This window comes from Cohaesibacter marisflavi (assembly GCF_963665895.2).
Lineage (GTDB): Bacteria > Pseudomonadota > Alphaproteobacteria > Rhizobiales > Cohaesibacteraceae > Cohaesibacter > Cohaesibacter marisflavi.
Window position 1 is genome coordinate 3,684,926 of the sequence record NZ_OY762534.1, and the last position, 18,322, is coordinate 3,703,247.

The 18,322-nt window shown below is 55.7% G+C and carries 17 protein-coding genes and 1 pseudogene; 6 read left to right on the forward strand and 12 right to left on the reverse strand.

What is annotated here, in order from left to right; translation table 11 throughout:
- Nucleotides 1-10: 10 nt before the first annotated feature.
- The gene (locus tag ACKPCT_RS17460; protein WP_090072457.1) at nt 11-793 is read left to right on the forward strand and encodes an SDR family oxidoreductase; all 783 of its coding nucleotides are present in this window, start codon (nt 11-13) and stop codon (nt 791-793) included.
- Between the two features lie 106 nt (nt 794-899).
- On the opposite strand, the gene dut is transcribed toward ACKPCT_RS17460, so the two are convergent.
- The 4 genes from dut to ubiE all read right to left on the reverse strand — a co-directional run bounded on the left by dut (nt 900) and on the right by ubiE (nt 5,048).
- On the reverse strand, nt 900-1,352 hold the full coding sequence (gene dut, locus ACKPCT_RS17465) for a dUTP diphosphatase (RefSeq protein WP_319514831.1): 453 nt from the start codon (nt 1,350-1,352) through the stop codon (nt 900-902).
- 65 nt (nt 1,353-1,417) lie between these two features.
- Nucleotides 1,418-2,635 carry a bifunctional phosphopantothenoylcysteine decarboxylase/phosphopantothenate--cysteine ligase CoaBC gene (gene coaBC, locus ACKPCT_RS17470; protein ID WP_319567523.1) on the reverse strand — a complete coding sequence of 406 codons (1,218 nt, stop codon included), beginning with the start codon at nt 2,633-2,635 and terminating at the stop codon, nt 1,418-1,420.
- 16 nt (nt 2,636-2,651) lie between these two features.
- Complete coding sequence (gene ubiB, locus ACKPCT_RS17475) at nt 2,652-4,238, reverse strand: 2-polyprenylphenol 6-hydroxylase (RefSeq protein ID WP_319567524.1); 1,587 nt, start codon at nt 4,236-4,238, stop codon at nt 2,652-2,654.
- A gap of 18 nt (nt 4,239-4,256) precedes the next feature.
- Entirely contained in the window at nt 4,257-5,048 is a 792-nt protein-coding gene (ubiE, locus tag ACKPCT_RS17480) for a bifunctional demethylmenaquinone methyltransferase/2-methoxy-6-polyprenyl-1,4-benzoquinol methylase UbiE (RefSeq protein ID WP_090072449.1), read from the reverse strand.
- A 168-nt stretch (nt 5,049-5,216) separates the two neighbouring features.
- Here ubiE and ACKPCT_RS17485 point away from each other — a divergent pair, with 168 nt between their 5' ends.
- Nucleotides 5,217-6,386 (forward strand): aminotransferase class V-fold PLP-dependent enzyme, encoded by a 1,170-nt coding sequence (locus tag ACKPCT_RS17485; protein WP_319567525.1) that lies wholly within the window; start codon nt 5,217-5,219, stop codon nt 6,384-6,386.
- A gap of 9 nt (nt 6,387-6,395) precedes the next feature.
- On the forward strand, nt 6,396-7,283 hold the full coding sequence (gene mutM / locus ACKPCT_RS17490) for a bifunctional DNA-formamidopyrimidine glycosylase/DNA-(apurinic or apyrimidinic site) lyase (RefSeq protein WP_319567526.1): 888 nt from the start codon (nt 6,396-6,398) through the stop codon (nt 7,281-7,283).
- A gap of 45 nt (nt 7,284-7,328) precedes the next feature.
- On the opposite strand, the gene ACKPCT_RS17495 is transcribed toward mutM, so the two are convergent.
- The 7 genes from ACKPCT_RS17495 to rpmH form a co-directional block, all read right to left on the reverse strand.
- Nucleotides 7,329-8,192, reverse strand: a complete 864-nt coding sequence (locus ACKPCT_RS17495; RefSeq protein ID WP_090072443.1) for an aldo/keto reductase — start codon at nt 8,190-8,192, stop codon at nt 7,329-7,331.
- Nucleotides 8,193-8,559: 367 nt separating this feature from the next.
- A complete protein-coding gene (gene argB, locus ACKPCT_RS17500) occupies nt 8,560-9,462 on the reverse strand; it encodes an acetylglutamate kinase (protein ID WP_210186733.1) in 903 nt (300 codons plus the stop codon).
- Nucleotides 9,463-9,592: 130 nt separating this feature from the next.
- Nucleotides 9,593-10,309, reverse strand: coding sequence for a ribosome biogenesis GTP-binding protein YihA/YsxC (gene yihA, locus ACKPCT_RS17505; protein WP_090072441.1), 717 nt, complete (start codon nt 10,307-10,309; stop codon nt 9,593-9,595).
- Between the two features lie 79 nt (nt 10,310-10,388).
- Nucleotides 10,389-11,069, reverse strand: coding sequence for a CatB-related O-acetyltransferase (locus ACKPCT_RS17510; RefSeq protein WP_319567527.1), 681 nt, complete (start codon nt 11,067-11,069; stop codon nt 10,389-10,391).
- 336 nt (nt 11,070-11,405) lie between these two features.
- A complete protein-coding gene (gene yidC, locus ACKPCT_RS17515; RefSeq protein ID WP_090072439.1) occupies nt 11,406-13,211 on the reverse strand; it encodes a membrane protein insertase YidC in 1,806 nt (601 codons plus the stop codon).
- 229 nt (nt 13,212-13,440) lie between these two features.
- Entirely contained in the window at nt 13,441-13,884 is a 444-nt protein-coding gene (gene rnpA, locus ACKPCT_RS17520; RefSeq protein ID WP_090072437.1) for a ribonuclease P protein component, read from the reverse strand.
- A 134-nt stretch (nt 13,885-14,018) separates the two neighbouring features.
- Nucleotides 14,019-14,153 carry a 50S ribosomal protein L34 gene (gene rpmH, locus ACKPCT_RS17525; RefSeq protein ID WP_068311851.1) on the reverse strand — a complete coding sequence of 45 codons (135 nt, stop codon included), beginning with the start codon at nt 14,151-14,153 and terminating at the stop codon, nt 14,019-14,021.
- Between the two features lie 392 nt (nt 14,154-14,545).
- On the opposite strand from rpmH, the gene ACKPCT_RS17530 reads away from it, so the two are divergent.
- From ACKPCT_RS17530 to arfB, 3 genes are all read left to right on the forward strand, one after another.
- Nucleotides 14,546-15,343, forward strand: a complete 798-nt coding sequence (locus tag ACKPCT_RS17530) for a TVP38/TMEM64 family protein (RefSeq protein WP_319567528.1) — start codon at nt 14,546-14,548, stop codon at nt 15,341-15,343.
- 58 nt (nt 15,344-15,401) lie between these two features.
- Nucleotides 15,402-16,868, forward strand: coding sequence for a dihydrolipoyl dehydrogenase family protein (locus ACKPCT_RS17535; RefSeq protein WP_319567529.1), 1,467 nt, complete (start codon nt 15,402-15,404; stop codon nt 16,866-16,868).
- A 72-nt stretch (nt 16,869-16,940) separates the two neighbouring features.
- Nucleotides 16,941-17,369, forward strand: coding sequence for an alternative ribosome rescue aminoacyl-tRNA hydrolase ArfB (gene arfB / locus ACKPCT_RS17540; protein ID WP_090072433.1), 429 nt, complete (start codon nt 16,941-16,943; stop codon nt 17,367-17,369).
- Between the two features lie 43 nt (nt 17,370-17,412).
- Here the strand turns inward: arfB and ACKPCT_RS17545 are convergent.
- Nucleotides 17,413-18,309, reverse strand: a pseudogene (locus ACKPCT_RS17545) (YifB family Mg chelatase-like AAA ATPase); the annotation flags it as partial.
- Between the last annotated feature and the right edge of the window lie 13 nt (nt 18,310-18,322).

Consider the following 18,322-nt stretch of genomic DNA (forward strand, 5'->3'; position numbering starts at 1 on the left):
GGAGAATAAAATGAAACGGTTTGAAGGCAAAACCACCGTGATCACCGGAGGAAACAAGGGAATCGGTTTCGCAATTGCGACCAAGTTTGCCGAAGAAGGCGCAAATGTCGTGATCGCTTCCTTTGAAGATCAGGTCAAGGAAGCCGCAGCCGAACTGTCCGGCAAAGGCTATAATGTGATCCCTGCCTTGTGTGATGTCACCAAACCAGAGGAAATCGTCAAGCTTTATGATGCCGCCGAAGAAGCCTTCGGTGAAATCAATATCGGCATTCAGAATGCCGGCGTGATTTACATCTCCAAGATCGAGGACGTTTCCTACGAAGAATGGACCAAGACGCTAGCCGTCAACACCACCGGCTGTTTCCTTGCCTGTCAGGAAGCCATCAAGCGCATGCGCAAGCATGGCAAGGGCGGCAAGCTGGTCAACACAGCATCCGGTCAGGCGCGTGAAGGCTTTATCTACACGCCGCATTACGCAGCCTCCAAATTCGGCGTCATGGGCCTAACCCAGAGCCTTGCCAAGGAAGTGGCGCTTGAAAAGATCAATGTCAACGCCATCTGCCCGGGTATCATCAAGACCGACATGTGGGACTATAATGACCGTGTCTGGGGTAGCATGCTGGGCGAATATGGCCCGGGCGAGCTGATGGCCGAATGGGTACAGGGCATTCCGATGCAATATGCCGGAGAAGGCAAAGACATCGCCAATGCCGTGGCCTTCCTCGCCAGCGAGGATGCATCCTATATCACGGGACAGACCATCAATATCGATGGTGGTCTGATCATGTCCTAAGCATCAGAGGATGCATGAGATACGTGGCCGAGCGGACCCCGCCCGGCCTTTTTTCTGCGCCAATTCCGCCAAGCCGATCCAGTACGGCGCTATTGGTGCGAAAAGGCTAGTCCTTGATGCCGGTGGAGCCGAAACCGCCCGCCCCGCGCTCGGTATCGCTCAGCGTCGTTACTTCGATGATGCGTGGCCGGCGCACATCGGCGATCACGGCCTGAGCAATCCGGTCTGCATGATTGATGGTGTAGGCGTCCGGCCCTGCGTTCAGAAGCGCGATCTTGATGGGTCCGCGATAATCTTCATCCACCGTGCCGGGGCTGTTGGGCACGAGAAGACCATGCTTGGTTGCCAAACCTGAGCGGGGCCTGATCTGCATTTCCGTTGCCGGAGGCAGCTCCACGGCAAATCCGGTCGGAATGAGCGCAATCCGACCCGGCTCGATCGTCACAGGCCCTTCAGGCAAACAGGCGCGCATGTCCATGCCCGCAGCACCGGGCGTCGCATAAGAGGGAAGCGGCAGATCCGGATTTTCCGGCAGTCGTTTGAATCTCACATCATTCATGTGCGTCTCTCTATGTTAAACAGCATGACCAAAGGGGCATTGCCAGACCAAGGTACAGGCTGCCCTCAGATTTCGATGCTCTCTTCGAGGGCTTCGCTAAGGCGCGCGATAAGGCGGCTGGCAACATCCTGCTTGCTCATGTCCTGCCACGCCTCAATGCTATCGGAACGGATTATCTTGATCATGTTATGATCGCCGCCCATGATGCCGGTCTGAGGAGATACATCGTTGGCGATGATCCAGTCGACACCCTTTTTGGTGAGCTTCCTGGCTGCGTTGGCCTCCAGATCCTGCGTTTCGGCGGCAAAGCCGACAACGAGCTTGGGCCTTTTGTCCGGATGGGTGCCGACAAAGCGGGCAATATCGGGATTTTCCTCGAACTGCAGCGCAGGAAAGCTACCATCAGCCTGCTTCTTGATTTTCTCGGCTCCCTGATTGGTTACATGCCAATCGGCGACCGCAGCTGCCATGATCGCGATATCAGCCGGCAGCGCAGCACTCACCGCCGCTTTCATCTCCCGTGCAGTCTCTACCCTGATGATTTCCACACCCCTTGGCGGCTCAAGCGCCACAGGGCCCGAAACGAGGGTCACCCGTGCGCCAGCATCCCTCGCGGCAGTTGCAAGGGCATAGCCCTGTTTGCCCGAAGAGCGATTGGCGATATAGCGCACCGGATCAATCGGTTCATGCGTGGGGCCTGCCGTGATGAGCACATGCCTGCCTGCCAGCGGTTTGGGGCTGTCGTCCAGCAGCGCCTTTATGGCGAGAAGAATGTCTTCCGGCTCGCTAAGGCGACCGGGGCCTTCTTCATTGCAGGCCATCATGCCCACTGCCGGACCGACAAAATGCTGGCCGTCTTCTTGCATGGTGGCAAGATTGCGCTGGGTCGCGGGATGGTACCACATACGCACATTCATGGCCGGAGCGACGAGCACCGGCTTGTCTGTTGCCAACAGCATGGTGCTGGGCAGATCATCAGCGATGCCGTTGGCCATCTTGGCAATCAGATTGGCGGTGGCAGGTGCAACGACCACCAGATCTGCGGCGCGGGACAATTCGATATGTCCGATCTCGCTCTCCCGCGTCAGGTCGAACAAATCGGTCAACACCGGTTTGCCCGTGAGCGTGGCGATGGTCAGCGGCGCAACGAATTCGGTCGCCGCTTTGGTCATGATGACTTGAACACCGGCGCCCTCTTTCAAAAGAAGGCGGATGATATCCAGCGCCTTGAAGGCGGCTATGCCGCCGGAAATGACGAGCAGGACGCGCTTGTTTTCAAGCATGATGATCTCTCCTATCCTAACTCCAAATACGAATGGCTATGGCAGCAAGGGCAATGGCGATCACCCAGAGCGCGAGACGCCCTGTACGGCCCTTGCGGGCTTCGGCCTGTCCGATAGCGGCCACCGTTTCGGCATCAAGACGAAGACCGTCACGGCCCATCTCGTCAAAGCTGCTGGATAGGCGTTCGGCACGACGCGCCATCTCGGGCAATTGAGCGGAAAGCGTGCCCAGCACCGACAGGCCTTCGGCCATTTCCTTGGCCTTGGCAACAGGGCCGAGATTCTTTTCCATCCAGCTTTTGACCACCGGTTCAGAGGTGTTCCAGAGATTGAGGCTGTCGTCGAGCATGCGCGCAACCCCTTCGGCCACGACCATGGTCTTTTGCAGCAGAATCAGTTCCGTGCGGGTTGCCATACCAAACAGCTCGGTGAATTCAAACAGTTGTTGCAACAGGCCAGCCATGGAAATCTCAGCAGAATCGCGCCCATGAATCGGCTCACCGATGGACCGTAGGGCTTGAGCAAAGGTATCGACATCCTGCGTGGAAGGCACATAGCCCGCTTCGAAATGAACCATGGAGACACGGCGATAATCACGCTTGATGAAGCCATAGAGAATTTCGGCAAGAAAGCGCTGTTCCTTCATGCCAAGCCGCCCCATGATGCCGAAATCGACAGCCACCAGCTTGCCATCACTGCCGAGAAACAGATTGCCCGGATGCATGTCTGCATGGAAAAAGCCGTCCCGCAGGGCATGACGCAGGAAAGACTGGATCACAGTGCGCCCGAGCGCACTCAGATCATGGCCGGAGGCCTTTAGCGCTTCCAGATCATTGAGCTTGATTCCATCAATCCATTCCATGGTCATGACGGATTTTTCCGACTTGGCCCAATAGATCGTCGGTACGCGGAAATCATCATCTTCAGCGCAATTTTCGGCCATTTCGCTCATGGCGGCTGCTTCGAGGCGAAAATCCATTTCCAGACGGATGGATTGGGCCAGCGTGTCCACCACACCAACCGGCTTGAGGCGACGGGACGGTGCATGCACGGCTTCGATCAGACGGGCTGCCAGATAGAAGCCCGCCAGATCATCCTGAAATCGCTGGGCGATCTTCGGTCGCAGGATCTTGACGGCCACATCCTGTCGCTCGCCGCTGGCATCCACGAAGGAGGCCTTGTGCACCTGCGCAATGGAGGCGGCGGCAATGGGTTCTGAGAAGCTTTCAAACAGTGCTTCAACCGGTTTGCCCAAGGCATCTTCAACCGCTTTGCGCGCTTCCTGCATACTGAAGGCAGGCACACGGTCTTGCAATGTGGCCAGCGCCTCGGCCAGTTCAGGCCCGACCAGATCGGGACGGGTTGCCAGAAACTGGCCCATCTTAACATAGGATGGCCCCAGCCGGTTGAGTGCAGCACTCAGGCGTTCGCCCTTGTTGCGGGCAGAGGCATTTTTACGCTCGAACAGCTTGAGAAAGGCCAAGGCAACGCGGGGGGCTGTCGGCAGGTCTGCCGGTGGCTCGACGATAGAAAAGACACCTTCACGAGCCAGAATATAGCCCGTATGCACAAGGCGAAGCAGAGCAGATGACGCACCAATCATAATTGTCTTTTCCGATCCTTAAAGCTTCCAGCCCGAATGCATGGCGGTGATGCCACCAGACAGGTTCCGATAGCTCACCTGCTGGAATTCGGCATCCTCGACCATCATCTTGAAGCGTTCCTTATTGGGGAACTTGCGGATCGACTGGACAAAATACTCATAGCCTTCCCTGTCGCCCGTGACGGCATCGCCGATGGCGGGAATGGCGTTGAAAGAGAATAGATCATAGGCCTTGTCGAGCAGCGGCATGTCGACGTTGGAAAATTCAAGACACATGAAGCGGCCCCCCCGCTTCAACACGCGATACGCTTCGCTGAGTGCCTTGTCGATGCGTGGCACATTGCGGATGCCATAGGCGATGGTATAGGCGTCAAAGCTGTTATCCTCGAAAGGCAGCTCTTCTGCGTTGCCTTCAACAAATTCGAGATTGCTGATGAGACCATTTTCCTTGGCCCGATCCTTGCCCACGCCAAGCATGGAACCATTGATATCAAACACTGTGCAGTGGGCATTCTTGCGCGAACGCTCGACGACGCGGAAAGAAATATCCCCCGTGCCACCAGCCACATCAAGCAGCTTAAAGGGAACCCGCCCACCCTGCGGCGGATTGAGCCACGCAACAAAGGCATCCTTCCAGAGCCGGTGCATTCCCCCACTCATCAGGTCGTTCATTACATCATAGCGATCGGCAACATGGTGGAAGACCTCGTCGACCCGCGTCTGCTTCTCTCCCTCGCCCACTTGCTCGAAGCCGAAAGAAGTGGCCATTTCCGTGACTTTTTCCGTGCGTTCTTTGTTTTGTGCCGCCATGATCCACTTCCTGCGCTCGACCCTGTCGGGGAGCGATTGTCATTTCTTTTCCGCCGGACAATAGCCCATCTTTTTCTCAAATACCATGTTTCCAAACGGCTTTTCTTGTGTTGCTTTCGTTCCATTGATAGGGTGACTTTTCCTTTTGTCTCTTCTTGGGGGCCTTCCATGGATATTGAGAAAATACGCAAGGAAACGCCGGGACTCACCCATGGCATTCACCTGATGGCCTGCGGCTCGGCACTCGCTCCGCAGCCGGTTGTCGATGCGGTGATGGCCTATCTTGATCTTGAAGCCAGAATTGGCGGTTATGAAGCCCACGCCCATGAGACAGCCATGCTGGATGCGACATACAACTCGGTTGCGCGTCTGATCGGTGCAAAACCCCGCGAGATCGCCATCATGGAGAATGCGACAGCTGCATGGTGTCAGGCCTTTTATGCTCTCCCACTTGGGGCCGGAGATCGCATCATCACCTGTCAGGCCGAATATGCGGCCAATTATGTTGCCTATCTGCATCGCCAGAAAAAGGACGGGATCGAAATCGACATCGTTCCCAATGACGAATCCGGGGCGCTGGATCTGGTGGCCCTTGAGAAGCTGATTTGCGAGAAAACGGCATTGATCACCATCACTTGGGTGCCAACCAATGGCGGTCTGGTGAATCCGGCTGCCGCCGTTGGGGAAATCGCCAAAAAGCACGGTGTGCCCTATTTGCTGGATGCCTGTCAGGCCGTGGGGCAGATGCCGGTGGATGTCGAGGTGCTCAATTGCGACTTCCTTTCCGCCACAGGACGAAAATTTCTGCGCGGTCCGCGCGGCACCGGATTCCTCTATATTCGGGAAAAATGGCTGGAAAGTCTGGAACCAGCCGTCCTTGATCATTTCTCCGCGCCCCTGGTCGACAGCAGCCGCTATGCCGTTCGAGACGATGCCCGCCGATTCGAAACATGGGAAAACAGCTACGCCTTGCGTGCAGGGCTCAAGGTAGCCTGCGACTATGCCATGGACATCGGCCTCGAAGCGATCCAGCAAAGGGCTTGGTGGTTGGCTGATTCCCTGCGCACAAAGCTGGCCCTTCTGCCCGGTTGCAGCATCATGGATCTGGGAGCTGAGAAATGCGCCATCATCAGCTTCACCATTGATGGTCTCGAGCCCCAACATGCCGTTGAGAGCCTGCGCAATCATGGCATCGCCATTGGCATGACGCGCCCGGGCAGCTCTTTGCTGGATGCCGAGCGCAGAAATTTACCCGTCATGCTGCGCATTTCGCCACATTATTACAATAATGAAGCCGATCTTGACGCCTGCATCGAGGCGCTCAAGGATCTTATGTGAGATAGCGTTATGCCAGAATTGCCAGAGGTGGAAACCGTACGGCTCGGCCTGCAGCCGGTGCTCGAGAATGCCACAATCGAGCGGGCCGAAGTGCGCCGTGAAAATCTCAGATTCCCTTTTCCGGACCAATTGGCTGACCGCCTTGCCGGTCGTCAGGTCGTGGGGCTGGGACGGCGTGCCAAGTATCTGCTGGCCGATCTGGATGATGGCATGGTGTTGGTCATGCATCTGGGTATGTCCGGATCTTTCCGCGTGGTCAGTGAGGAAGAACAGCATCTCATCGCCGAGGAAAGCTTTCATCTTGCCCGGGGCAAACGGCCCCAGCATGATCATGTGGTGTTGCATCTCTCTTCTGGCACGTCGATCCTCTATAATGATCCGCGTCGCTTCGGCTTCTTTGATCTCATCGCCCGTGTGACGCTGGCCGAACATCCCTATTTTGCCAAGTTGGGGGTGGAGCCGGTGGGCAATGCCTTGAGCGCTGATTATCTGGCAGAGAAATTTGCCGGCAAGAAGACGCCGTTAAAATCGGCGTTGCTCGATCAACATATCATTGCCGGACTGGGCAATATCTATGTATGCGAAGCGCTGTTCCGCTCCGGCCTCGATCCCCGGCGGAGTGCGGGAACACTCGTCACCAAAACGGGAAGGCCTTCGGCAAAGCTTGCATTACTGACCGAGGAGATCCGCGCAACCATCGCCGAAGCTATCGCAGCCGGCGGCTCCACCTTGCGCGATCACACACGAGCGGACGGCAGCCTTGGCTATTTCCAGCATCGCTTCAAGGCCTATGACCGGGAGGGCGATGCTTGCACCAAAGAAGGCTGTGGTGGCACAATCGAACGGATCACCCAGAGTGGTCGCTCTACCTTCTTCTGCGCAAGTTGCCAAAAATAAAGGGGCGCAAGCGCCCCTTTATTGATCTGTTAGAAAGCCGTTGGCTTACATTTTGCCGCCAAAGACCGGGAACATGCTGGCGTCGCCATAGTCCTTGATGCGCTCGATGTTTTTCAGGATTTCCATGTCGTCTGCGGAAATCTCGAAATTCACATCAGCGTTGGACTTCATATGGTCCGGATTTGCGGTTTTCGGCAGAGGCAGAAGGCCCAGTTCCAGGCAGTAGCGAATGCAGAGCTGCGGAATGCTGACGCCATATTTCTCGGCCATTTCGCCGATTTTTTCGTTGTCCAGAATCTTGCCATGCGCCACAGGGGAATAGGCTTCGACCTGAATACCCTTGCTCTGTGTATAGTCGATCAGATCAAACGGGGTGTTGGATACATGCGCCAGCACCTGGTTGATCATCGGCTTGATCTTGGCGTTATCAAGCAGGTTGTCCAGATCAGCTTTCTCGAAGTTGGAAACGCCAATAGCGCGAATCTTGCCAGCTTCATAGGCTTCTTCCAGAGCACGCCATGCTTCCAGGTTGCCTTCGAAATAGCGGTCTTCACCGGCAAAATCACCCCAAGGCTGCGGGCTGTGAATGATCATCAGGTCGATATAATCCAAGCCCAATGTCTTCAGCGACCCATCAATGGCGGCCTTTGCATCAGCATAGTTCTTATGGGATGCATCCAGCTTGGTTGTCAAAAAGAGCTCGTCGCGGGCAACCCCACACTCACGGATACCTTCTCCAACGCCACGTTCGTTGGCATAGGCCTGCGCGGTATCAATGTGGCGATAGCCCAGTTTGACAGCGGTTTTGACTGCTTCAGCCACTTCGCCATCCTCGATCATCCATGTGCCAAGTGCGAGCTTTGGGATCTTGACATCGTTCGACAGAGTATAGGTTTCTTGCAAAATCATGATTGTCTTTCCTCTCGGGTCATTCCTGCCATTTGTCCGCGAGCCGGACGGTACCAGCCATTTATTACGGCGACTGCATCACATCCAGCCGGGCAAGGATCATAACGGTCTTACAGATTGGAATTTCTAGTCTCACGGCCTGTTCATCGACCGTTGACCTCTATTTAATACCGCCCTGGCTGCAAGATAAGCACCGTCCGGCAGAAATGACTTATGAATGTCATGCATGAATGCGGCTCGCTCATTAAAAAATCCCTAAAAGAGACATGAGCAAGCCTTGGCGGTCTCGCACCTTTTGCCTCTGACAACAAAAAGGGAGCCGAGGCTCCCCCTTAATATACCAAGCTTTGTGCGTCGCCACCACATCTCAATGGGTAATCAAAGTTCCCGCTCCACCTTCCGTGAAGAGTTCGAGAAGCACGGCATGTGGCACCTTGCCATCAAGAATGACCACCCCCTCAACGCCCTTGTTGAGCGCATCGATGCAGGTTTCCACTTTTGGAATCATGCCGCCGGAAATCGTGCCGTCGGCGATGAGATCATGAGCCTGTTTGATGGTGAGCGCCTTGATCAGCTTGCCGTCCTTGTCGAGAACACCGGGCACATCCGTCAAGAAAAGCAGGCGCTTTGAATCAACCGCTCCAGCCACAGCACCGGCAAAGGTATCGGCATTGATGTTATAAGTGGCGCCATCAGCCCCCGGAGCAACCGGTGCTATCACCGGGATAAGCGCGTCCTTGGCCACGATGTCAAGTACGGAGCGATCCACTTTCTTTGGATCGCCCACAAAACCCAGATCAACGATTTCCTCGATCTTGCTATCAGGGTCGCGGATGGTTCTGGTCAGCTTTTCAGCCTGCACCATGTTGCCATCCTTGCCACACAGACCGATGGCACGACCGCCTTCTGCATTGATATTGCTGACAATGGATTTGTTGATGGAGCCAGCCAGCACCATTTCAACCACTTCCACGGTGTGGGCGTCTGTCACGCGCAGCCCGCCCTTGAACTCAGATTCGATACCGAGACGTTCAAGCATGGATTTGATCTGCGGGCCGCCACCATGCACGACAATAGGTTTCACACCGGCCTGCTTGAGCAGAACAATATCGCGCGCAAAGGCCTGCCCCAATTCTGCGTCCCCCATGGCATGGCCGCCATATTTGACAACAACAGTCTGGCCATCATAGCGCTGCATGAAAGGAAGCGCTTCGGAGATGGTCTTGGCACGATTGGCCGGCTTGTTTGATGAATTGGACGTGTCGGACATGGCGCTTCTCTGTATCGGCGGGTTACGTAACTGCCCACGCTGTATAACGACTATTGTTGGGATACGCAAGAAATCCGGAGGGTTATGCCGCTTTTGTCACAATTTTTGAAACAATGTGCGGCTAGTTTCTTTACATCCCATCGGACAAAAGCAGCATTTCAGCGCGCAAACGCTTGATACCAACCTTCTTTTCGGAGGAAGTCAGCAGAATCTCCGGATGTGCTGCCGGACGCTTCTTGAGGCCCAGCTGTACCTTTTCGATAACCTTCTTGAGATCCTTGAGCTTGGTCTTGTCGACCTTGGTGAGAACCACCTGATAGTTGACTGCGGCCTTATCAAGAGTTTCCATCACCTCCGTATCATTGGCCTTGAGGCCGTGGCGGCTGTCGATCAGAACATAGACGCGCCGCAAGTTCGGACGGCCGCGCAAATAGTCGAGGATGAGCTCGTTCCAGGCTGCCACTTCCTTCTTGGAGGCCTTGGCATAGCCATAGCCGGGCATGTCGCAGATCACCAGAGTGGGCTCTTTTTCGGGGCGGAAGAAATTGAGTTCTTTGGTACGCCCCGGTGTGTTGGATGTACGTGCCAAGGCCTTGCGACCGGTGATGGCGTTGAGCAAAGAGGATTTGCCCACGTTGGATCGACCGGCAAACGCAATCTCGACGCCTTCGATAGGCGGCAGCTGGTGGAAGAATTTCGTGCCCCACATGAAATCCCAGCTTTGAGCGAAAAGCAGTCTGGCCCGCTCGGAAAGCGCCGGATCCACCTCATCGTCACCAACGAGCGCAACAAGGCTCTCGGTGTCTTCAGCGGGGTTGGTCTCGGCGGTGTTATCTTGATCGGTCATGATTGAGCGTTCCTGATTAGAAAAGGGCAGGCCTTGGTAGCCTGCCTTTTACAGAGAAACAAGCGTGAAAGCGAGGCCCCTATGTGTCTAGGGTGCCAGAAAATGCCTTGGAAGCTGCTTCCAACGCGTCGATATCTGCGCCCTGAATGAGGAGTCGGTGACGATTGATCATCTCAACGGGCCAGTTCCACCAGGCAATGGCCAAAAGCCGTTTTATGGTCGCCTCGTCAAACCGCATGCGGATGGGTCTGGCCGGATTGCCGACCACGATTGCATAGTCGGGCACATCGCTGGCTACCAGAGCACCGGACCCGATGATGGCCCCAGACCCGATGGTAACGCCGGGCATGATGGTGGCCTTGCGTCCGATCCAGACATCATGGCCAACGACAGTATCGCCACGAGACTGGGCCTTGAATGTTTCAATATCAAAGCCTTCGCCCCATCCTTGCCCCATGACGCCGAAGGGGTAGGTCGAAAGGCCGGTCATGTCGTGGTTCGCCCCATTCATGATGAAGGTCACGCCGGTCGCGAGCGCGCAGAAATTGCCGATGATCAGACGATCTCCGAGGAAATCATAATGATAAAGGACATTCTTCTGTTCAAATTTCTCGGGCCCCTCAGGGTCATCATAATAGCTGAAGTCACCCACTTCGATCATCGGATTTGTGATCAGCGGCTTGAGAAAGGCAAAGCGCTTGAAAGCGGCGACGGGATAGGGATAGTTCGGATCGGGATTGATGGACTGCGTATCTTGCATGGGAAGACCCTTTCGATGCAGCAGAAAATTATCGGTGACGGTGGGAAATGCAGCACAGATCGTGTCAGACACACGATTGCCCCTTGCAGGCGCTTTGCGCCATGCTCACGCGTGTGCGTGATGCCTATTGGGATTGGGAATTGGCTGCTGTCAGTTGTTCATCGAACAGGTTCACTCGAATTTGCATCGTTGCAGGATGGGGTCAATTTATCAGAAATTGCATTCTGATTCATCCAAACCAGACCTTTGCACCACGCAAGCCGCGTGTGCGTTGCTTTCCTGCAACAAAAAGGGCGGCTAAAAAGCCGCCCGATTGTCTCTTGAATTTCAAGGTCTCTATTCGCTGCTCGGCTTCGAGCGCTTGAACGTATCCTTGATATTCTGCCAAATCTCGATCTTGGTACCATGCTTCTTCATGATGGTCGCCTGCTGGATGATGGACAAAGAGTTGTTCCATGCCCAGTAGATCACCAGGCCGGCTGGCATGCGGGCCAGCATGAAGGTGAACATGATCGGCATCCAGGTGAAGATCATCTTCTGGGTCGGATCCGGAGGTGTCGGGTTCAGTTTCATCTGAACGAACATGGTAACACCCATGATGATCGGCCAGATACCGATGGCCAAGAAGGCCGGATGATCCCAAGGCACAAGACCGAACAGGGTGAACAGGTTGGTCGGATCGGGACCAGAAAGATCCTGAATCCAGCCAAAGAATGGCGCATGACGCATTTCGATGGTGGTGTAGAGCACCTTATAGAGGGAGAAGAAGACCGGAATCTGAATGGCGATTGGCAAACAGCCCGCCAACGGATTGACCTTCTCTTCCTGATAGAGCTTCATGATGGCCTGTTGTTGGGCCTGCTTGTCATCACCGAAATTCTTCTTGACCTCTTCCATCTTCGGCTGCAGCAGCTTCATCTTGGCCATGGATGCGTAGGACTTGCTGGCCAACGGGAAGAAGATTGCCTTGACGATGACGGTGATCAGAAGGATGGCGATACCGAAGTTGCCGACCAGCCCATAGAGATGGTCAATGGCCCAGAACATCGGCTTGGTGAGGAAGTAGAACCAGCCCCAATCGATCATCAAATCGAAGTTGAGTGCATTGGTCTTGCTTTCCACAGCGCCAAGCGTTGCCACTTCCTTGGCACCGGCGAACAGGGCCGTCTTGTAATCGATGCTGGAACCGGCAGCCACGCTAACCACGTCGCCCAGATAGTCTGACTGGTAAGCAGGCTTTCCGGCGATCTCGTTATAGCGGAAGCTCGGCTGGAATCCTTCGCCCTGAGGCGGAATAACGGCCGTTGCCCAATATTTGTCCGTGATGCCGACCCAACCTTGAGAGGACTTGTCCGGCTGTACGAGCTTGTCTTCAGCCAGATCCTTGTAATCGACTTCCTGCAGGCCAGCGTCACCAGCCACACCGATCAAACCTTCATGCAGAATGTAAATGCCTGTGGTCTTGATCGTACCGTGACGGGAAATCAACCCATAAGGATAGAGCGCAACAGCAGCGTCTGTGTTGTTTTCAACTTTCTGGTCGATGGTAAACAGATAGTCGTTATCCACAGAGATGGTGCGCACGAAGGTAAGGCCTTCGCCGTTGTCCCAGGTCAGCACCAGAGGCTGGTCGAGGGTCAGTTTGGCATTTTCAGGTGCGGTCCAGACGGTGTTGGCGTTTGGCAGGGCAATGTCGCCAGAGCCTGAAACCCAACCGAATTCTGCATAATAGGGCTTCTGCGATCCGGAAGGAGAAAGAAGCGTAATGGTTGGGCTGTCTTCATCCAGCGTTTCGCGATATTCACTCAGGTGCAAATCATCGATACGGGCACCCGTGAGGTTCAGCGATCCGGTCAGCTTTGGCGTATCAATTTCAATGCGCACAGACTGGGACAGAGCATTTTGCGGGCTCAGCGGAACGGCACCTGCCGTTGTTGCCGGTGCATTGGCGGCCCCTGGGGTGGGTGCCGTATCTGCATGCTCTGTGGTGGAGGTTTCAGTTTCCGCTGCCTGTTGGGCTGCAAGTTGTTCCTGCCGCGCCTGCTCTGCTTCCATGCGCGGTCCGGCGACAAAATACTGCCATCCCAGCAAGACAATGAAAGACAGGGCGATGGCAAGGAAGAGATTGCGATTATTGTCCATCGACTTTCTTCATCCCATAATTGACTGTCGGACTTGTGCTCTGACCCGGGCGGTTGTGACCTGACAGATCCGACTTGATACACACCCAATTGGCCGCTTGATGCCGCCAAGTCAAGTGTTTCGTTTCATTTGGAGCACCTCAACATGGCCTTCAAGCTGGCCAAAATCGGGGCAAACCACTCCGCTCGTCTGATCGCTGATGCCTGAAACCTCCGCCTGAAGTTCCTGATCAGCTGCTGCTTTGCGAATTCCTGCCAGCGGGCTTGCCCGACAAATGCGAGCCCCCCGCGGATGTCTTCCTGTGTCCGGAACGACCCGACGCACGCCGCTTCGCGTCCGTCTTGCCCGAGGCAAGATCGCGTACACATCCCTTGAAATCTGCGCAAAGAGAATCGAAAGGCAAATGCAACGCGCCATACTTCCCGATGAGCACATAGTCCCAACCGGATTGAAGATGCTCTGGCCCCAGAAGCCTCGCCACTTCGCGCAACCGGCGTTTCACCCTGTTGCGAATCACAGCATTGCCGACTTTCTTGGTCACCGTGAAGCCGACACGAGCCGGATCCTTGTCTTCTGGCGTGCGTCTTATGGCCTGAAGCACAAAACCGCGACGTGAGAGTCGCACTCCCCTGGCCGCGGCTAAGAATTCGCTGCGCTTTTTCAATCGAAGCATGAATGCCTCCCTGAAGCGCTCCGAGAGCCATCACTGACGAAAGATTGATTCATCGCAAATGATAATCCCGGACATGCAAAACCGCCAGATTTGAAGCTCAAGCGCTTAAATTCTGGCGGTTGATGCAAATTGCCTTAAGCGGAAAGACGCTTGCGTCCTTTTGCCCGGCGGCGTGCCAAGACCTGACGGCCATTCTTGGTTGCCATACGAGCCCGGAAGCCGTGGCGGCGCTTGCGCACCAGTCGGCTTGGCTGATAAGTCCGTTTCATGGGCTTTATACCGCTTTCGCGGCCCCTTATTTGATTTTCTCAAATCCTACCAGAGCGGTAAAAAGAAGCGCCTCCAGAGAGACGCTTTCCGCTATCCTGATACACTTGGTCTGGCTTATACGGAGATGAGGGCTTTGAGTCAATCGTCCGCAAAGAAAAATCGCCAATTCTTGACCATGTTACCCGCAACAACCCACTCTGATGGTCAAAAGCCACCGATCGATCACAAAAACGAGCCTTGTGGTCACACCCCTGTGAGGATCCCATGATCGGCAATCAAATGACAGTGAGAGGCCTCCCAAGGCCCGGAATTCCGTCTATATACGACTTATAAGGAATTTCACCGGAACGACAACTCCTTCATTCTTTTTGCGTCATGAGGCCCATTGTTGATGACCGATCAGACCAACCAAATTTGTCAGGATAGCGCCGTGACAGTCTTTTTGAAAAAGTGGCTCCCACTGTTGCTATTGTTGACCTTGGCTCTCTTTGGCTTTTCCCAAGGGTGGCACAGCTATTTCACCCTTGAAACACTGGTGGAGAATCGCGCGCGCCTGTCTGGCTATGTGACGGATCATTTCGCCCTGACGCTTCTGGCCTACGGTGTGCTCTATGCATTGGCGGTGGCCATTTCCTTTCCCGGTGCCAGTTTCCTCACCATTGTGGGCGGGCTGCTGTTTGGCTGGGCAGTTGGTGGCCTGACCACTGTGCTTGCAGCAACGACAGGTGCCGGCATCGTATTTCTGGCAGCCCGCTCTGCCATCGGATCGACTTTGCGCGCCCGCGCGGGCAGCTTTACCGAGCGATTTGCCGATGGCTTTCGCGAGGATGCCTTCAGCTATATGCTATTTTTGCGGCTTGTGCCGCTGTTTCCCTTCTGGCTGGTCAATATCGTGCCCGCCCTGTTTCAGGTGCGCTTTGCGACCTATGCGATGGCAACACTCATCGGCATCTTGCCGGGTACTTTTGCCTATGCGCTGGTCGGCTCGGGGCTGGACAGCGTCATTGCAGCCCAGTTAGCAAGCAATCCGGGCTGCCTTGACGATCCGACCTGCACGCTCACGCTGGATACCGGCTCGGTCATCACGGGCGAACTGATTGCCGCCTTTGTGGCCATGGGTGTCGTTTCCCTGATGCCGCCCGTTCTCAAGGCGCTCAGAAAAAGACGTAAAGCCGCCAAATATGGTTGAGAATGGGGGCTGTGCCCTTCACAATAGCATTCAAATCAACAATTTTTCAGGACAAGTCATGAGCGAGCAAATCAAAACAGACATCTGCGTCATCGGCGCAGGCTCTGGCGGTCTAACAGTGGCTGCAGCAGCGGCTGCCTTTGGTGAAGATGTCGTGTTGTTGGAAAAGGGCCAGATGGGAGGCGATTGCCTCAATACAGGCTGTGTTCCCTCCAAGGCGCTGATCGCGGCGGCGCACCATGCAGAAAACATGCGCAAGGCCAATCTGTTCGGCATCAGCTCTGTTGAACCCAGAGTCGATTTTCAGGCGGTGCATGATCATGTCCATTCTGTGATCGGGGCCATCGCGCCCAATGATTCGGTAGAGCGCTTTGAGGGCCTTGGCGTGCGGGTCATCCAGCAGGCCGGTCACTTCACGGACAAGCGCACGGTTGCCACCGCCGATGGCCAATATGAAATCAAGGCCCGCAGCTTTGTCATTGCAACGGGGTCGTCCGCTGCAGTCCCACCTGTCGAAGGCATCGAGCGGATCCCCTATTTCACCAACGAAACGATTTTCTCGCTTACCAAGCGCCCGAGGCACCTTGTGATCATCGGCGGCGGTCCGATCGGGGTGGAACTTGCGCAGGCACATCGCCGTCTTGGTGCTGAAGTCACCATTCTGGAGGCCTATGGCATTCTGTCCAGAGAAGATCCGGAACTGTCGTCAGTAGTGATTGACCAGCTCAAGCGCGAAGGGATCACCCTGCATGAAGGCGTGACCATAGATCGCATCGAACCGGCAGAGGACAAAGACGCCACACCTTACGGCGCGACGCTTCATTTTTACCACACTCTGGATGGGGGAGTAGCCGGTGACGCCGACTTTGTGGAGGCAACCCATGTGCTTGTCGCCACGGGTAGACGCGCCAATGTGTCTGACCTCGGGCTGGAAGCTGCTGGCGTCAGCTACAGCGAGCGGGGCATTGCGGTCAAACCCACCATGAAGACCAGCAACCGGCGGGTTTATGCCATCGGTGATGTCGCTGGAGGTATGCAATTCACTCACGTGGCGGGCTATCATGCCGGTCTTGTGGTGCGCAACATCCTGTTCAAGCTTGGCGCAAAGGAAAACACACACATCGTACCGCGTGTCACCTTCACGGCGCCCGAGTTGGCTCATGTGGGCTATAGCGAAGCGGAGGCGCGACAGAAATTCCGTCAGGTGCGGATTTTGCGCTGGCCCTTCGGCGAGAATGATCGCGCGCAGGCTGAACGGGAAACGGCGGGCTTCATCAAGATCATCACCAACAAGAAGGGTGTGGTGCTTGGTGCTTCCGTGGTTGGCAAGAATGCAGGCGAAATCATCAACATGTGGGCCCTGATCGTGTCCCAGAAGATGAATATCAAGGCCATCACCGGCTATGTGTCGCCCTACCCGACCCTCTCGGAGGTTGGACGTCGGGCCGCCATCAGTGCCTATGCGGATCTTCCCTCCAAGCCGGGCATTCGCAAGATCATCTCCTTCCTTAAATTTCTGGGATAGGGGATGCACTTTCAGGCAATTCGCGGTAAGACGGGTCTCGTTTGACGACTTCATACGAGTGGACCGAGGGATATGTCTGATCGCATCTTCATCAAGGAAGGCCTGAGCCTGGACGCAGACGAGCTGCAGGAGCGCTTCATTCGCTCATCCGGACCGGGCGGGCAGAATGTCAACAAGGTGTCCACTGCGGTCGAGTTGCGGTTTGATGTGCGCCGGTCTCCATCCCTGCCAGCCTATATCAAGGCAAACTTGCGGCGTCAGGCAGCGCATTTGATGACACAGGATGGCGAACTGGTGATGCAGGTGCAAACCCATCGCACCCAGGCCCGCAACCGCGAAGAAGCCATCGAGCGCCTCGTTGCCCTCATCGAGAAGGCCGCCTATCGGCCCAAGCGGCGCATCGCAACCAAGCCAACCAAGGCCAGCAAGAGGCGCCGGATGGATAGCAAAACCAAGCGCGGTGCCATCAAAAAGCTGCGGTCATCAAAGAATTTCGATTAAGAGCAAGTTTCCATCCCATCCAACCTTGTGAAGCGCTAAACCGCTAAGCCACCAGCGATGGCGTGGATACCCTGTAGCCGAGTGCCTCGGCGATTTCTTCGCTGCCCGGTTGCTCGCGACCGGCAAGATCGGCCAGCGTTCGCGCCAGTTTCAGAACACGATGATAACCACGGGCTGAAAGTGCCATACTCTCAGCCGCATGAGCCAGAAGAGTGCGCGCTTCACCGCTTGGCTCGCAAATGCGCTCGATCATGCTGGCCGGGCATTGGGCATTGGTGATGACAGTCTCCAGTCCCATGGCGCTGAAGCGTTCCTTCTGCACCTTGCGGGCTTGCCGCACACGGGCTCCAACTTCCGCTGACCCTTCCTTTGAGGGCGGAAGCATGAGATCGGTAGCGGAAACGGCAGGCACTTCCACACGCAAATCAAAACGGTCCATCAGGGGGCCGGAGATGCGAGCCTGATAGTCAGCCGCGCAGCGCGGACCGCGCTTGCAGACATAACCCGGCTCGCCGGCATGACCACAGCGGCAGGGATTCATTGCAGCAATCAGCTGGAAACGTGCCGGATAAGTCACGCGATGGTTAGCGCGAGCGATCACAGCCTCACCGCTCTCAATTGGCTGCCGCAAACTATCAAGCACCTGCGGGGAGAATTCAGGCAACTCATCCAAAAACAGAATGCCATTGTGGGCCAGCGCCACTTCTCCGGGTTTGGCGCGCATGCCGCCACCGATCATGGCCGCCATGGAGGCGGAATGGTGAGGGTTGCGGAACGGGCGCGCAACAGAGAGCTGACCATTAGGCAACAGGCCGGCGATGGAATGGATCATCGAAACATCCAGCAGCTCGGTTGGTGCAAGGGGCGGCAGAATGGTCGGCAAGCGTGCGGCCAGCATGGATTTGCCCGAACCGGGAGGACCGACCATCAGCATATCATTTACAATAGACCTC

Bases quoted from the DNA above. Each gene is read 5' to 3' on its own strand.
- ACKPCT_RS17460 (WP_090072457.1), top strand. From the start codon at position 11: ATGAAACGGTTTGAAGGCAAAACCACCGTGATCACCGGAGGAAACAAG.
- dut (WP_319514831.1), bottom strand. From the start codon at position 1,352: ATGAATGATGTGAGATTCAAACGACTGCCGGAAAATCCGGATCTGCCG.
- coaBC (WP_319567523.1), bottom strand. From the start codon at position 2,635: ATGCTTGAAAACAAGCGCGTCCTGCTCGTCATTTCCGGCGGCATAGCC.
- ubiB (WP_319567524.1), bottom strand. From the start codon at position 4,238: ATGATTGGTGCGTCATCTGCTCTGCTTCGCCTTGTGCATACGGGCTAT.
- ubiE (WP_090072449.1), bottom strand. From the start codon at position 5,048: ATGGCGGCACAAAACAAAGAACGCACGGAAAAAGTCACGGAAATGGCC.
- ACKPCT_RS17485 (WP_319567525.1), top strand. From the start codon at position 5,217: ATGGATATTGAGAAAATACGCAAGGAAACGCCGGGACTCACCCATGGC.
- mutM (WP_319567526.1), top strand. From the start codon at position 6,396: ATGCCAGAATTGCCAGAGGTGGAAACCGTACGGCTCGGCCTGCAGCCG.
- ACKPCT_RS17495 (WP_090072443.1), bottom strand. From the start codon at position 8,192: ATGATTTTGCAAGAAACCTATACTCTGTCGAACGATGTCAAGATCCCA.
- argB (WP_210186733.1), bottom strand. From the start codon at position 9,462: ATGTCCGACACGTCCAATTCATCAAACAAGCCGGCCAATCGTGCCAAG.
- yihA (WP_090072441.1), bottom strand. From the start codon at position 10,309: ATGACCGATCAAGATAACACCGCCGAGACCAACCCCGCTGAAGACACC.
- ACKPCT_RS17510 (WP_319567527.1), bottom strand. From the start codon at position 11,069: ATGCAAGATACGCAGTCCATCAATCCCGATCCGAACTATCCCTATCCC.
- yidC (WP_090072439.1), bottom strand. From the start codon at position 13,211: ATGGACAATAATCGCAATCTCTTCCTTGCCATCGCCCTGTCTTTCATT.
- rnpA (WP_090072437.1), bottom strand. From the start codon at position 13,884: ATGCTTCGATTGAAAAAGCGCAGCGAATTCTTAGCCGCGGCCAGGGGA.
- rpmH (WP_068311851.1), bottom strand. From the start codon at position 14,153: ATGAAACGGACTTATCAGCCAAGCCGACTGGTGCGCAAGCGCCGCCAC.
- ACKPCT_RS17530 (WP_319567528.1), top strand. From the start codon at position 14,546: ATGACCGATCAGACCAACCAAATTTGTCAGGATAGCGCCGTGACAGTC.
- ACKPCT_RS17535 (WP_319567529.1), top strand. From the start codon at position 15,402: ATGAGCGAGCAAATCAAAACAGACATCTGCGTCATCGGCGCAGGCTCT.
- arfB (WP_090072433.1), top strand. From the start codon at position 16,941: ATGTCTGATCGCATCTTCATCAAGGAAGGCCTGAGCCTGGACGCAGAC.